The 13,523-nt window shown below is 32.7% G+C and carries 15 protein-coding genes; 10 read left to right on the forward strand and 5 right to left on the reverse strand.

The features are described 5' to 3' along the window. Positions 1 to 27 precede the first annotated feature (27 nt). From dapF to RM519_RS13580, 4 genes are all read left to right on the forward strand, one after another. Positions 28 to 810: a diaminopimelate epimerase gene (dapF, locus tag RM519_RS13565; RefSeq protein WP_311594371.1), complete on the forward strand. Its 783-nt coding sequence runs from the start codon at positions 28 to 30 to the stop codon at positions 808 to 810. Beyond that, positions 807 to 1,331: a GNAT family N-acetyltransferase gene (locus RM519_RS13570; protein WP_311594372.1), complete on the forward strand. Its 525-nt coding sequence runs from the start codon at positions 807 to 809 to the stop codon at positions 1,329 to 1,331. Before dapF ends, RM519_RS13570 begins: the two co-directional genes overlap by 4 nt. Beyond that, positions 1,324 to 2,358 carry an endolytic transglycosylase MltG gene (mltG, locus tag RM519_RS13575; RefSeq protein ID WP_311594373.1) on the forward strand — a complete coding sequence of 345 codons (1,035 nt, stop codon included), beginning with the start codon at positions 1,324 to 1,326 and terminating at the stop codon, positions 2,356 to 2,358. Before RM519_RS13570 ends, mltG begins: the two co-directional genes overlap by 8 nt. Before the next feature lie 450 nt (positions 2,359 to 2,808). Then, complete coding sequence (locus RM519_RS13580) at positions 2,809 to 3,432, forward strand: peptidoglycan-binding protein LysM (RefSeq protein ID WP_311594374.1); 624 nt, start codon at positions 2,809 to 2,811, stop codon at positions 3,430 to 3,432. Positions 3,433 to 3,487: 55 nt separating this feature from the next. Here the strand turns inward: RM519_RS13580 and RM519_RS13585 are convergent, their stop codons facing one another. The 3 genes from RM519_RS13585 to dnaA are packed head-to-tail and all read right to left on the reverse strand — an operon-like array spanning position 3,488 to position 6,091. Continuing rightward, positions 3,488 to 4,198, reverse strand: coding sequence for an SAM-dependent methyltransferase (locus RM519_RS13585; RefSeq protein WP_311594375.1), 711 nt, complete (start codon positions 4,196 to 4,198; stop codon positions 3,488 to 3,490). Beyond that, positions 4,195 to 4,653, reverse strand: coding sequence for a low molecular weight protein-tyrosine-phosphatase (locus RM519_RS13590; protein WP_311594376.1), 459 nt, complete (start codon positions 4,651 to 4,653; stop codon positions 4,195 to 4,197). The genes RM519_RS13585 and RM519_RS13590 overlap by 4 nt, the downstream gene beginning before the upstream one ends. 10 nt (positions 4,654 to 4,663) lie before the next feature. Continuing rightward, a complete protein-coding gene (gene dnaA, locus RM519_RS13595) occupies positions 4,664 to 6,091 on the reverse strand; it encodes a chromosomal replication initiator protein DnaA (protein WP_311594377.1) in 1,428 nt (475 codons plus the stop codon). A 169-nt stretch (positions 6,092 to 6,260) separates the two neighbouring features. Here dnaA and RM519_RS13600 point away from each other — a divergent pair, with 169 nt between their 5' ends. Beyond that, positions 6,261 to 6,665, forward strand: a complete 405-nt coding sequence (locus RM519_RS13600; protein WP_311594378.1) for an acyl-CoA thioesterase — start codon at positions 6,261 to 6,263, stop codon at positions 6,663 to 6,665. Here RM519_RS13600 and RM519_RS13605 read toward each other — a convergent pair. Beyond that, positions 6,649 to 7,254: an IMPACT family protein gene (locus tag RM519_RS13605; protein WP_311594379.1), complete on the reverse strand. Its 606-nt coding sequence runs from the start codon at positions 7,252 to 7,254 to the stop codon at positions 6,649 to 6,651. The genes RM519_RS13600 and RM519_RS13605 overlap by 17 nt on opposite strands. Positions 7,255 to 7,260: 6 nt before the next feature. After that, positions 7,261 to 8,310, reverse strand: coding sequence for a bifunctional diaminohydroxyphosphoribosylaminopyrimidine deaminase/5-amino-6-(5-phosphoribosylamino)uracil reductase RibD (ribD, locus tag RM519_RS13610; protein WP_311594380.1), 1,050 nt, complete (start codon positions 8,308 to 8,310; stop codon positions 7,261 to 7,263). 25 nt (positions 8,311 to 8,335) lie between these two features. Between ribD and RM519_RS13615 the strand changes: the two genes are divergently transcribed. The 5 genes from RM519_RS13615 (at position 8,336) to RM519_RS13635 (ending at position 13,515) form a co-directional block, all read left to right on the forward strand. Further along, complete coding sequence (locus RM519_RS13615; RefSeq protein ID WP_311594381.1) at positions 8,336 to 8,824, forward strand: GNAT family N-acetyltransferase; 489 nt, start codon at positions 8,336 to 8,338, stop codon at positions 8,822 to 8,824. Then, positions 8,824 to 9,675: a peptide chain release factor N(5)-glutamine methyltransferase gene (gene prmC / locus RM519_RS13620; RefSeq protein WP_311594382.1), complete on the forward strand. Its 852-nt coding sequence runs from the start codon at positions 8,824 to 8,826 to the stop codon at positions 9,673 to 9,675. The genes RM519_RS13615 and prmC overlap by 1 nt, the downstream gene beginning before the upstream one ends. A gap of 72 nt (positions 9,676 to 9,747) precedes the next feature. Continuing rightward, positions 9,748 to 10,566: a mechanosensitive ion channel family protein gene (locus tag RM519_RS13625; RefSeq protein WP_311594383.1), complete on the forward strand. Its 819-nt coding sequence runs from the start codon at positions 9,748 to 9,750 to the stop codon at positions 10,564 to 10,566. Between the two features lie 4 nt (positions 10,567 to 10,570). Beyond that, positions 10,571 to 11,179 carry a GNAT family N-acetyltransferase gene (locus tag RM519_RS13630; protein ID WP_311594384.1) on the forward strand — a complete coding sequence of 203 codons (609 nt, stop codon included), beginning with the start codon at positions 10,571 to 10,573 and terminating at the stop codon, positions 11,177 to 11,179. Next, complete coding sequence (locus tag RM519_RS13635; RefSeq protein WP_311594385.1) at positions 11,176 to 13,515, forward strand: patatin-like phospholipase family protein; 2,340 nt, start codon at positions 11,176 to 11,178, stop codon at positions 13,513 to 13,515. Before RM519_RS13630 ends, RM519_RS13635 begins: the two co-directional genes overlap by 4 nt. Positions 13,516 to 13,523: the final 8 nt, after the last annotated feature.

The following is a 13,523-nucleotide window of genomic DNA, read 5'->3' on the forward strand; positions in this document are numbered from 1 at the left end:
TCACTTTAAAAATGTACCTTTGTATGGATGAAAATTGATTTTTACAAATACCAAGGAACCGGAAATGATTTTGTGATGATTGACAATCGAACGAATGATTTTCCTAAAGAAAACACCTCACTTATTAACCAACTTTGCGACAGAAGATTTGGTATTGGTGCTGATGGTCTAATACTCTTAGAAAATTCAGATTCTACCGACTTTAGAATGGTCTATTTTAATGCAGACGGAAACGAAAGTAGTATGTGTGGAAACGGCGGAAGATGCTTAGTGGCCTTTGCAAACAAATTAGGTGTTATTGATGAATCAACGGCTTTTGACGCAATTGATGGACTACACCATGCAACTGTAAATAATGAAATTGTTAGTTTACAAATGATTGATGTAGAGAAGGTGAACAATTTCGAATCTCACGTTTTTTTGGATACAGGCTCTCCGCATCATATAGAATTTGTTGAAAATGTAGATGCAATTGATGTACAAACTAAAGGTAGAAGTATTAGAAATGGTGCGCCGTATTTTACTGAAGGAACGAATGTGAATTTTTCAGAGGTTATTGATAAACATACGTTAAAGGTTCGGACCTATGAACGCGGTGTAGAAGACGAAACATTGAGTTGTGGTACCGGAGTTACTGCTGCCGCGATAGCAGCCAATTATGAAGGAAAGATTAATTCAAATAGTGTAAATATTAAAGCCTTAGGTGGGGATTTAACAATCAGCTTCGATAGAAATTCAGATGATCAATATTCAAATGTTATCTTAACAGGTGCTGCGAATTTTGTCTTTAAAGGGGTATTTGAATTATGATAACGTTACATGGTGAACATATTTATTTAAGAGCTATTGAGCCCTCTGATTTAGCCTTTTTATATCAGTTAGAAAATGATGAACGCTTTTGGGCTGTTAGTAATACTCAAAAACCATTTTCTAAATTCTTATTACAACAATATCTCGACAATGCCCAACAAGATATCTACGAAGCCAAGCAGTTAAGATTGATGGTTTGCGAAAAACTGACTGATAATTCGGTTGGGATGATTGATTTATTCAATTTTGAACCAAAACATAGAAGAGTTGGCACTGGTATATTAATAGACCCAAAATATTGGAATAAAGGGTTTGCATCTGAAGCCATCGCTCTAATTTCTAAATTTGTATTTCAAAATTTAGATGTACATCAAATATATGCTAATATTGGAGACTCTAATGTTTCCAGTATTAAATTATTTGAAAAGAATGGATTCATTAAATCTGGAACAAAAAAAGATTGGAATTTCACAAACGGGAAATTCGAAAACGAATTACTTTATCAACTAATCAATGAATAAGAAAAAACTTATCCTAATTGTTTTAAGTGGTCTCCTTTTAATAGGCGGGGGCATTATTTATAATTTTTACAGTAAAATATACGGCGGCAACACCAAAATTGATGGGGTGGTTTACATTGAAACGAATGCCAGTTTTGAATCTGTACTAAAAGATCTTTCGCCAATTATTAGAAATGAAAATTCATTTAAATGGGTTGCCATAAAAAAGAACTACCCAAATGTTATTAAGGCGGGTCGTTACGAAATAAAGAAGGGCTTGTCTAATAATGATCTTGTTAATCTTTTAAGAAGCGGAAACCAAAGTCCTATAAAAATCTCTTTTAACAATCAAGACTCTTTAGAGAAATTAGCAGGAAGAATTGCTGAACAAATCGAACCTGACTCATTAACACTTTTAAATTCATTCCTAAATAAAGAATTTCTTTCGGTAAATAATTTTACCGCTAGTACTGCCTTAGGAATGTACATTCCGAATAGTTACGAAGTCTATTGGAACATCTCATCTGATAAATTCAGAGATAAAATGCTTAAAGAATATGATAGATTTTGGAATTCTGAACGTAAAATTCTTGCAAAAAAACAAAAATTAAGCATTAAAGAAGTTACTACACTGGCTTCTATTGTTCAAAAAGAGACACAAACAAAATTTGAAAGACCAGATGTTGCCAAACTCTATTTAAACAGATTAAATAACAAATGGCCTTTACAAGCAGATCCAACGATTATATTTGCCGTAAAAAAATTAAAAGGTCAAGATTTCGAAATAAAAAGAGTATTATTAAAAGATTTAGAAATCAATTCTAAATATAACACGTATAAGTATCGTGGCCTTCCTCCAGGCCCAATTTCGATGCCAGATATTTCAGCCATTGATGCGGTATTAAAACCTGCCAATCATGACTATTATTACATGTGTGCAGATCCTGACAATTTTGGACGGCATCAATTTGCTAAAACCTTGGCACAGCATAACATAAATGCGGCTAAATACCAGCAATGGCTTAATAAACAAGGAGTTCGAAGATAACTCATTTTGCTGTTTTTCAATTACTTAAAGTTTTTCACCTGCTAAAAATACGGTTTATCATGAAAAATGAACCATTTACAAATTATAATGACTCATTTGTTCATTTATAACTTTTGGCATGAATATACCCTATATATTTGACCTGTAAAATTGTTCCCACAACAAGAATACAAAATAGTCGAAACAACATTATTATTTTTTTTTGACGCTATTTCAATATCGATTTAATCAACTAATGCAGTTGTGGACAATTTTATCTATTGACATTTTGAACCATATTTAATTAAGGGGTTGATTAAATTTAATTCAATGAATAAAGAAGATCATTCAATTTTATTCATCAAAATTAAAATAAACGACTTACTCAATGCAGATTAAATAATTATAGTTAATTTTGCGCCCCGAAATATTAAACGGTTCAATATATAAATAATATAAAAACCATTAATCATGAAAAAGGCAATATTAATATTTGGTTTAGTTAGTTTAACTGTTTTGGTATCAGCATTTCGAAGTGATGCAACTAAAGCACCTGCAAACAAAGAAAACTGTTACAGAACTAATGAGTTCTCCACTGTACTTACATTAGAAGAATCAATTAAATTTAGTGAAGTTCCTTTTATTGGGAATTCATTTATAGGATTTAGAGAAGCTGTAGGATTTAAAGAATCTAGAAACAGATATCATATCGTAAATAAATTTGGATATTTAGGGAAATATCAATTTGGTAAGAGCACATTAAAGCGGCTAAAAATATACAATGTTGAAAATTTCTTAAAAAATCCTGAAACTCAAGAAAAGGCATTTAAAGCGCTTTGTTCTTTAAACAAACATATTTTAAGAAAAGATATTAAGAGAAGTGTTGGTAAAACAATAAATGGTATTGAAATTACGGAATCTGGTATCTTAGCTGCTGCGCATTTGAGTGGTGCAGGAAACGTGAAAAAATATTTAAGAAGTAATGGTGGAAACAATTTAAGTGATGCCTTTGGTTCTAGTATAGAATATTATATGACAAAATTTTCTGGATTTGATGTATCTTGGATAGATGCCGACAAAAATCCAGTCGTATAATTTGGTTAATTTTTTTGGATAGTAAAAAAGCTCAAAATAATGTTTTGAGCTTTTTTTATGATTTATGAATAATAAATATTGCCGGTCGTTTATGTAAATCCGGGTTTTCTTTTTTCCATTTCACAATAGGAAGTGTTCTTATATATTCTGAAGGTAATGTTAGGTCAGCTGCAATACATAATCTGGTCTGAGGTCCCAATGCCGACTTTAAATCATCTAGCATTTTACCATTTCTATAAGGTGTTTCAATAAATATTTGAGATTGATCTTTCTCAAAAGATAATTTTTCTAATTGCTTAATAGTTCGTTTACGCTCGCCGGCTTCTATTGGTAAATAACCATTAAATGTAAAACTTTGACCATTCATTCCGGAAGCCATCATTGCAAGAACAATGGAAGACGGCCCAACCAGTGGAACAACCTGAATTCCTTTTTCATGTGCTAACTTTACTACCTCAGCACCAGGATCTGCAATGGCAGGAACGCCTGCTTCAGATAATAAGCCAATTGAAATCCCTTGCTCACAAACATCTAAGTAGGTATTAATTTCAAGAATATTGGCATATTTATCGATAGATTTTAACACTAAAGAAGGTTGTGACTTCTTAGGCACAATTCGCTTGATAAAGCGTCTCGCTGTTTTTTGATTTTCAACAATAAAATGATCTAATTCTTCAATGGCCAATCGAACCGAATAAGGCAACACTTCTAAAGGTTCGTTATCTCCGAGCGTTGTTGGTATCAAATACAACTTTCCTTTTGTCATCCTTTCGTTAATTTTTCAGCAACAAGCTCACAAACCTCATCTAACATCTTATACACCATCCTAAAACCATGTTCTCCTCCGTTGTATGGATCTGGAACGTCTAAGTTTTCACCAGGATAAATTTCATTCAATATCATTTTAACTTTTGCTTTATCCGCATCCGTTCTAGCTTGTCTATTAATTCTTCTAAAATTAGAACTATCCATAGCATAGATAATATCAAATTCATCAAAATCAGAAACCTGAAATTGTCTAGCCCTTTGATCTGTAATATCTAAATTATTCTTTTTTGCGATAGCAATAGATCGCTTATCTGGTAAGCCGCCAACATGGTAATCTCCTGTACCAGCTGAATCGACGGTAATTCCTTTTAAAAACGTTTTTGATTTTAAAATACCCTCAGCCAATGGAGAGCGGCAGATATTTCCTAAGCAAACCATTAATACTTTTGTCATGAACTTGAATTTAGTAAGTCAATTTCTTAGTAAGATCCTCTACGTATTTTCGGAATTGTTTGTCCGTTTCTGTAAGATTATCAACTGTCTTACATGCATGCAATACAGTGGCATGATCTCGTTTACCAATTTGAGAACCAATACTTGCTAAAGAAGCCTTGGTCATTCGCTTGGCAAAAAACATCGCCAATTGGCGTGCTTGAACAATATGTCTCTTTCTGGTTTTGGACTGAAGTGTTGCAACATCCAAATCGAAATAACTCGAGACTACTTTTTGAATTTGATCAATAGATACTTCTCTCTTTGTATTTTTAACAAATTTATCTACAATTTGCTTCGTTAAAGAAAGCGTGAACTCTTTTCTATTAAATGATGCTTGTGCAATCATTGATACCAAAACGCCTTCTAATTCTCTCACATTAGATTTGATGTTTTTAGCAATGTACTCCACTATTTCATCCGGCATCTCTACACCATCTCTAAACAATTTATTTTGTAAGATTGAAACACGTGTTTCATAATCAGGAGCTTGCAACTCAGCAGACAATCCCCATTTAAATCGAGACAACAAGCGCTGTTCAATATCCTGCATATCTACAGGCGCTTTATCGGAAGTCAAAATAACCTGTTTACCGTTTTGATGTAAATGATTAAATATATGAAAGAATACATCTTGAGTTCCAGTTTTACCTGACAAGAATTGCACATCATCAATAATTAATACATCAATCATCTGATAGAAATGAATAAAATCATTTCTTGTATTTGATTTTACAGAATCAATAAACTGCTGTGTAAATCTTTCTGAAGAAATATACAATACTGTCTTATCTGGGTATTTATCTTTTATTTCAACACCAATAGCATGAGATAGATGTGTTTTACCTAATCCAACTCCGCCATATATGAGTAAAGGATTAAAAGATGTTCCTCCAGGTTTATTTGCCACTGCCATACTTGCCGATCGTGCCAACCTATTAGAATCTCCCTCTACAAAACTGTTGAAGTTATAATTTGGATTTAATTGCGACTCAATTTTAACCTTCTGAATCCCAGGAATAACAAAAGGATTTTTTAACTCTCTTTTATTAATATCTAATGGAACCGTAACTCCCTGCGGATTTAAAGGCTTTCTATTAGAACTTGGAATCTTAACCGTATGCGGCTTTGTACTGCTATACGTATTTTCCATACGCACATCATAAATCAATTTGGCATCGGCACCCAATTCTCTAACCAAGGCAACTCTTAATAACTTAATATAATGTTCTTCTAACCATTCATAAAAAAATTTACTAGGAACTTGAATCGTTAAAGAATCTCCAGAAATTTTAATCGGTTTGATCGGTTCAAACCATGTTTTATATGCTTGGGGTTTTATATTGTCTTTTATAAAAGACAGACATTCGTTCCAAACTGAAATGGCAGTTTTAGTCATTGGTATTCTAAGAATTTTTTGGTTGTTGGGTAACTGAAAATTTAGAGACTTATCCACTAAGTTTTAAGCCTTACAAAAGTGTGAATAATTATTAGTATAAAAAAATAAAATTACTATTGTTTCATAACTTTTTTATGCGTATTATAAGCAACCAAAATATTTCTCCCTTATGCTTACCCAAAACCTCCAAATCCGCGTCAGATATGGCGAAACCGATCAAATGAGCTATGTTTATTATGGTAATTATGCTCAATATTTTGAAATGGGTCGCGTAGAATGGCTACGTAATTTAGGAGTGTCTTATAAAAGCATGGAAGACGGTGGAATTATGCTTCCAGTTTTAGATTTAAACATAAAATATTTGAAGCCAGCAAAATACGATGATTTACTCACCTTAAAAACAACGCTTAAAAAAATTCCTTCTGTAAAAATTGAATTCGATTTTGAAATTTACAATGAAGAAAATGAACTTTTAACCCAAGGATACACAAAATTGGTTTTTATAGATATGAAAAAAAATAAACCTACACGTTGCCCTCAATTTTTACTAGATAAAATTAATCCAATGTTTTAATTTCTAAACAACGTAAATTTTCAAAAACTAGTTTAATTTCTTCAGCCTCTTTTTTACGAACAGAAATCACATATTCACAATTCATTTCCATTTTCCGTGAAATAATTACCAACTGCCTTTCCTTAATTATTCGCATCACTTTATCTAAATGTTCATATTCAAAAGTTAATTTGAAATGAATATCAATTGTTCGCTTTACAATATCAGATACTTCCAACGCTAATTTGGCTCCTTCTCTATACGCATTAATCAAGCCTCCAACACCTAGTTTTGTGCCTCCAAAATAACGAACAACAACCACCAAAACATTAGTAACATCAAAAGAAACTAATTGACCTAAAATAGGTTGACCACCACTATTACTAGGTTCGCCATCATCATTTGCCCTGAATCTTATTTGCTCTTTCCCTATTCGCCAAGCATAACACCAATGCCTCGCTTTATGATGTTTTACTTTTAATTCTTGGATATGCAGCTTCACCTCATCTTCATCAATTACAGGGAAAACATGCCCTATAAATTTACTCCCCCTGTCTTTAAAAATTTCGCCTTCAAAATTATGTGTTATTGTTTTGTACGTATCCTTCATATAAAATTAAGGAATAATTGTTTTGAAACTATCATCAGCAACATTCTTTTCAAATAATGCCGTTCCATTTACCTGGGGCGCTTTTACACCTTCTTTAAAAATAGTATTACCTACAAAAATCCGGGTTTCATCCCATAGATTCGCATTGATAAAACTTTGCAATGTATAAGCACCTCCTTCAATAATTATTGATTGAATCTCATTTTTAAACAACACATTACATACCTGTTGTGGCACATTTTCAGAATAGTCTATTAAGGCTACTTGAACATTATTTCTTTTTTTTGAAAAAGCAGTCCTTGAACTGGTAAACAAAATCGTTTTTACCATACCATCAAAAACGTATGCTTCTTTTGGAATTCTTAAAGAATTATCCAAAATTATTCTTACCGGATTTTTTCCGACCCAAGACCTAACATTTAATCTAGGATTATCCTTAATTACAGTATTAGTTCCAACCATAATCCCTTGTTCCTCGCTACGCCATTTATGCACTAATTGTTGAGCATATTTATTGGAAATCCAAGTTGGTTGTTTTTCTGCACCTTCACTTCGCTTCACATCAATAAATCCATCTTTTGTTTCTGCCCATTTTAAAATTATATAAGGACGCTTTTTATTATGGAATGTAAAAAATCGCTTATTAAGCTCTCTACACTCTTTTTCCAATATACCAACTAAAACATCACACCCTGCATTTCTTAATCTTTTCACCCCTTCTCCACTTACCAAACTATTGTCATCTACTACTCCAACAACCACCTCTGGAATTTTGTGTTCAACAATTAAATCTGCACATGGAGGAGTTTTTCCATAATGAGCACAAGGTTCTAGACTTACATATATAGTAGAACGATTTAAAAGACTTTTGTCTGTTACCGATTTTATAGCGTTTACTTCTGCATGATTGCCGCCATAAGGACTTGTATAGCCTTCACCTATAATTTTACCATCATAAACTATCACAGCTCCTACCATTGGATTTGGACTAGTTGTACCCAATCCATTTTTTGCTAGTTGCAAACATCTTTTTATATATTTTTCGTGTATCTTCACCTCACAAAAATAGCCTTTTAAATTGATGAATCACAACTTCAAAATCAGAGAAATAAAACCTTCAGATAATCAAGAAATCGCTTTAGTTATTCGTGATATATTAATTGAATTCGGTGTTCCTAAAGTTGGCACTGCTTATGAAGACACAGCATTAGACTATATGTTTGAAACCTACAACGTTCCAAATGCTACTTATTTTGTTGTAGAAAAAAACGGCAAATTATACGGAGGTGCTGGCGTTATGCAATTACAAGAAAGCGATGAACCAATTTGCGAACTTCAGAAAATGTACTTTCATTCGGATGCAAGAGAAAAAGGAATTGGAAGTCTTATGATGGAAACCTGTTTAGAAAAAGCCAAAGCATATGGCTTTAAACAGTGTTATCTGGAAACATTACCCTATATGGTTGGCGCTCGTAAACTCTATAAAAAAACAGGATTTAAATCTTTAGATAAACCCATGGGTAATACTGGACATTTTAGCTGTAATATGTGGATGTTAAAAGATTTATAATGACATTACAACAACTCAAACAACAATTCCATAATGTATTAAATAGTCTTTATCCGCCAGAAGAAATAAACAGTTTTTTCTTTTTAGTTATTGAAAATGTTTTAAATCTTAAACGAATTGATTTTGCTTTAAATCCAACAACAACTATTGGCGATGATCAGACAATAAAATTGCACAAAATCGTAAAAAAACTTAAACTTGAAATTCCAATTCAATACATATTAGGTAGTACCGAGTTTTTTGGATTGACTTTTTACGTAAATAAACATGTCTTAATTCCAAGACCAGAAACGGAAGAGTTGGTAGACTGGATTATTAAATCAATTTCGCATTCTGAAATTTCCAACGCAAATATATTAGATATCGGCACTGGAACTGGCTGTATACCCATAACATTAGCAAAAAATATATTAAATTCAAATGTTACAGCCATTGATGTATCTTCAGAAGCGCTTGCAGTAGCCAAGGAAAACGCGAGAATAAATAAGACAAATGTAAATTTTATTGAACAAGATATTTTAGCCTCGAAAACGTTTCATCAAAAATTCGATATAATTATCTCCAATCCTCCGTATGTAAGAGAATTGGAAAAAAAAGAAATAAAAGATAACGTTTTAAAAAACGAACCCCATTTAGCCTTATTTGTCGATAACGAAAACCCTTTATTATTTTATAATAAAATTGCCGAATTAGCGAAAGATTCGCTTTCAGAAAACGGGGGGTTATTTTTCGAAATCAATCAATACTTGGGGCAAGAAACAATTCAATTATTAAAAGAAAAAGGATACACAAATATTGAACTTAGAAAAGACCTTAATGGAAATGATAGAATGATAAAGGCATCTTTATAATATTTCACTTTTAAATTATATGTTTTTCAAAACTTTATAAATAATTTTGTATAAATTAAAAAAAAATCAACTATGATAGATTTAAATAAACTAATTGACGCCGGAACCGAACTTGTATTAACTTATACACCTAAACTTATTGGAGCAATTGCCATATGGATTATTGGTAGTTGGATTATAAAAAAATTAGTTTCCAGGTTTGTAAAAATCCTTGAAAAAGGAAAAACTGACAACTCATTAATTCCTTTTCTAAAAGGCATTATAGGCATGCTTTTAAAGGTGATGCTAGTTATCAGTGTACTTACAATGTTAGGAATCGAAATGACTTCATTCATTGCAATTTTGGGGGCTGCTGGTTTAGCGGTAGGTATGGCACTTTCCGGAACACTTCAAAACTTTGCTGGAGGTGTTATGATTTTAATATTCAAACCTTTTAAAGCAGGCGATTATATAGACGCACAAGGCTACCAAGGAACCGTTAGCGAAATTCAGATATTCAATACCATTTTAAAAACGCCTGATAACAAAACAATTATAATTCCTAACGGTGGATTATCTACTGGAGCTATGGTTAATTATTCTACCGAAGCATTACGAAGAGTTGATTGGACAGTTGGAATTGGATATGGAGACGATGCGGATAAAGCTAGAAGCGTGCTTATTAAAATGTGCAACGATGATAAACGAGTTCTTAAAGATCCCGAGGTTTTTGTGGGCGTATCTGCCTTAGCAGATAGTTCTGTGAATTTTGCAGTAAGAGCCTGGGTTAAATCCGAAGATTATTGGGGCGTATTCTTTGCTTTGAATGAAAACGTATATAAAACATTTGAAAATGAAGGCTTAAACATCCCATTTCCTCAAATGGATGTGCATGTACATAAAAACGATTAGCAAGATGCAGCATTCCTGGCTAGAGCAAATAACATTAAAAGGAAGTAATGTTTCATTAGTTCCTTTAACTCTCTCACATAGAGCCGGGTTGCTAAATGCAGCGTCAGATGGCGAACTATGGAATCTTTGGTTTACTTCAGTTCCTTCTGAAAAAAATATTGACAGTTATTTAGAAACTGCCCTAAACAACGGTCATATGCTTCCTTTTACTGTTAAAGATGCGAATGGTAAAATTATTGGTAGTACGCGCTTCTGCAATTCAGAACCAAATCATTTACGACTAGAAATAGGACACACTTGGTATGCTAAATCTACCCAGCGTACGGGAGTTAACACTGAATGCAAACTCCTGTTGCTTACCCACGCCTTTGAAGTTTTAAATTGCAATGCTGTGGAATTTAGAACTCATTATTTTAACACTAACTCTAGAAATGCTATTGCGCGTTTGGGCGCTAAGCAAGATGGAATTCTTCGAAATCACAGAATGGACAAAGACGGAGCATTAAGAGACACCGTAGTCTTTTCTATTTTGAAAAGTGAATGGCCTGTTGTAAAGAAGCATTTAAATTTAATTTCAATTCGTAAACTACCCATTGAACCCCGTTCATTATGAAAAAATATTTACTACTTATTCCTTCTATTCTCTTCTGTCTTTCAATCATTCAACTACATGCTCAAGATGAAAAACCAAAAGTAGCCCTTGTATTAAGTGGTGGTGGTGCCAAGGGTGTTGCACACATTCCATTATTACAAACATTAGATTCTCTTGGAATAGTACCAGATATTATAATCGGAACAAGCATGGGAGGTGTTGTTGGAGGTTTTTATGCTGCTGGTTATTCCGGTGACAGCATAGCTAATATTGCTCAAAATGCAAATTGGACAGAATTGCTAGGTGGAGACATTTCTCTTAACGATGTTAGTATGGAAGAAAAAAGTGAATTTAAGAGACACTTAATTGACTTCGACATAGTAAAGGGTAAACCAAAATTGAATTCAGGATTATTAAAAGATCAAAAATTAAGAGAATTTATTTCATTACATACATTCCCTGTTTATAACATTAGAGATTTTGACAATTTCCCGATTCCATATAGAGCAATGACAACAGATATTGTAAACGGTAAAGAAATTCTTTTAGACAAAGGCTCTCTTAGTTTAGCGATTAGAGCGACAATGTCTATACCTGCAGTATTTCAACCTGTACCATACGAAAACACCTTATTAGTAGATGGAGGTGTTATGAATAATTTTCCGGTGGATGTAGCAAAACAAATGGGATATGACTTTATTATTGGAAGTGATGTTGGTGGCGGCCTTCAATCAAAAGAAAAACTTCAAAGTATTTCCGCACAATTATTTCAAGCTGCGATGCTAACTAGTAATTTAAAAAATGACGACAACCGAGCGAACTGTGATATTCTGATCGATCATATGCCCAATCTAACTTATTCTACTGGAGACTTTGTGAATGCTCCTGAAATTTTTATTCAAGGAAAAATTGGAACAAACCTTCAATTAGATAAACTAACGGCATTAGCAAATACTCTTAAAACATATCCCCAAAGAAAACATAAACTTCCAGAAACGGAAAAAGAAATAATCTTGGACAGTATTATTTACCAAAATATAAGTGACGCAAATCTTGATCTTGTAAAAGCAAGAACCGACCTTAAAGAAGGAGAAAAATATACTACACAAGATATCATAAATGGAATAGACAAAGGGATGGGAACAAACCTCTTTAACCAAATTACTTTTGACGGAGGGAATAATAACGGTAAAAAAGAATTAAAACTTACGGGTGATGAACGTTCACAAAATATAATAAAAGGCTCTTTGCATTATGACACGTATAGAGGGGTCGGTCTTTTAGTCAATTACACTGGAAGAAATATAATTGGAAAATCTTCTCGCATATTGGCAACTGTAGACATTGCCGAACAACCCAGATTTAGATTACAATATCAGAAACAATTTGGCAAAAAGAAGTCCTGGTGGTGGAGGTCTGAATTTTTAGGCGAATTTTTAGATCAAAAATTCTATTTGGAAGGCGAATTTGCGGATGATATGAATTCGAGATTTTTTCAATATAACAATCAAATAAATAAGAACTTAAATTCTCATCATAGTTATATTGGATTAGAGTTAAGTTTTGAAAGTAGTCATTTAGACCCTAAAATTAATCCAGATATAAATAATAACACTTTAAATTTAAGACATTATAATTTCAATAATTTTGAATTTGGATTTAATTATGTCTTCAATAAAATGAATACTGTGTTCTTTCCAACTTCGGGCTCATATTTTAAAGCAGGTCTGCATCGTTCCGTTATTAATGAAGTGGATGCGGAATTTGTAGATATTGACGAACCTTTTCCAGGAGACGACTTGATTGTTAAAGGCTCTACAAACGATTTTACTAAAATAAATTTTGATTTCGAGAAACGACTATTTATTTCTGAAAAGGCCACAGGTATTATTGGAGCCAATGCAGCATTTATTATTCAAGACGAGTTAAAGCAAGATGATTTAGAATTTTCCGTTTATGGCTATTCTGGCGCATATTCAATAGGAGGAACAGTAGTAAGCCCAAGAAAAAGTTCTTACACTTTCCCTGGATTCCATGAAGATGAACTCTTTTTTAGTCAAATGATGCGCTTAAATCTAGGGCTTCAAGTCAACCCTTTTTCTAAATTTTACTTTACACCGCATGTAAATTTAGCAACCGTTGGATTCAATGATTTTGATGAATATATAGATAATGCATTATCTCCAAAAGGAAATTGGTCTGAATCCACTGATCCAAGTGGAATTTTTTCAACAGGAATCAATTTTGCGTATCATTCACTTTTAGGACCCGTTAACTTTGACGTTTCCTATGTTAATGATATTAATAAAGTCCGTGTGTTTTTTAGTGTTGGAATCTTATTTAATAGATCTAACTAAAATTTCTA

Origin of the sequence: Urechidicola vernalis (assembly GCF_031846385.1) — a bacterium.
In the GTDB taxonomy this organism is placed as follows: domain Bacteria; phylum Bacteroidota; class Bacteroidia; order Flavobacteriales; family Flavobacteriaceae; genus Urechidicola; species Urechidicola vernalis.

Bases quoted from the DNA above. Each gene is read 5' to 3' on its own strand.
- dapF (WP_311594371.1), top strand. From the start codon at position 28: ATGAAAATTGATTTTTACAAATACCAAGGAACCGGAAATGATTTTGTG.
- RM519_RS13570 (WP_311594372.1), top strand. From the start codon at position 807: ATGATAACGTTACATGGTGAACATATTTATTTAAGAGCTATTGAGCCC.
- mltG (WP_311594373.1), top strand. From the start codon at position 1,324: ATGAATAAGAAAAAACTTATCCTAATTGTTTTAAGTGGTCTCCTTTTA.
- RM519_RS13580 (WP_311594374.1), top strand. From the start codon at position 2,809: ATGAAAAAGGCAATATTAATATTTGGTTTAGTTAGTTTAACTGTTTTG.
- RM519_RS13585 (WP_311594375.1), bottom strand. From the start codon at position 4,198: ATGACAAAAGGAAAGTTGTATTTGATACCAACAACGCTCGGAGATAAC.
- RM519_RS13590 (WP_311594376.1), bottom strand. From the start codon at position 4,653: ATGACAAAAGTATTAATGGTTTGCTTAGGAAATATCTGCCGCTCTCCA.
- dnaA (WP_311594377.1), bottom strand. From the start codon at position 6,091: ATGACTAAAACTGCCATTTCAGTTTGGAACGAATGTCTGTCTTTTATA.
- RM519_RS13600 (WP_311594378.1), top strand. From the start codon at position 6,261: ATGCTTACCCAAAACCTCCAAATCCGCGTCAGATATGGCGAAACCGAT.
- RM519_RS13605 (WP_311594379.1), bottom strand. From the start codon at position 7,254: ATGAAGGATACGTACAAAACAATAACACATAATTTTGAAGGCGAAATT.
- RM519_RS13615 (WP_311594381.1), top strand. From the start codon at position 8,336: ATGAATCACAACTTCAAAATCAGAGAAATAAAACCTTCAGATAATCAA.
- prmC (WP_311594382.1), top strand. From the start codon at position 8,824: ATGACATTACAACAACTCAAACAACAATTCCATAATGTATTAAATAGT.
- RM519_RS13625 (WP_311594383.1), top strand. From the start codon at position 9,748: ATGATAGATTTAAATAAACTAATTGACGCCGGAACCGAACTTGTATTA.
- RM519_RS13630 (WP_311594384.1), top strand. From the start codon at position 10,571: ATGCAGCATTCCTGGCTAGAGCAAATAACATTAAAAGGAAGTAATGTT.
- RM519_RS13635 (WP_311594385.1), top strand. From the start codon at position 11,176: ATGAAAAAATATTTACTACTTATTCCTTCTATTCTCTTCTGTCTTTCA.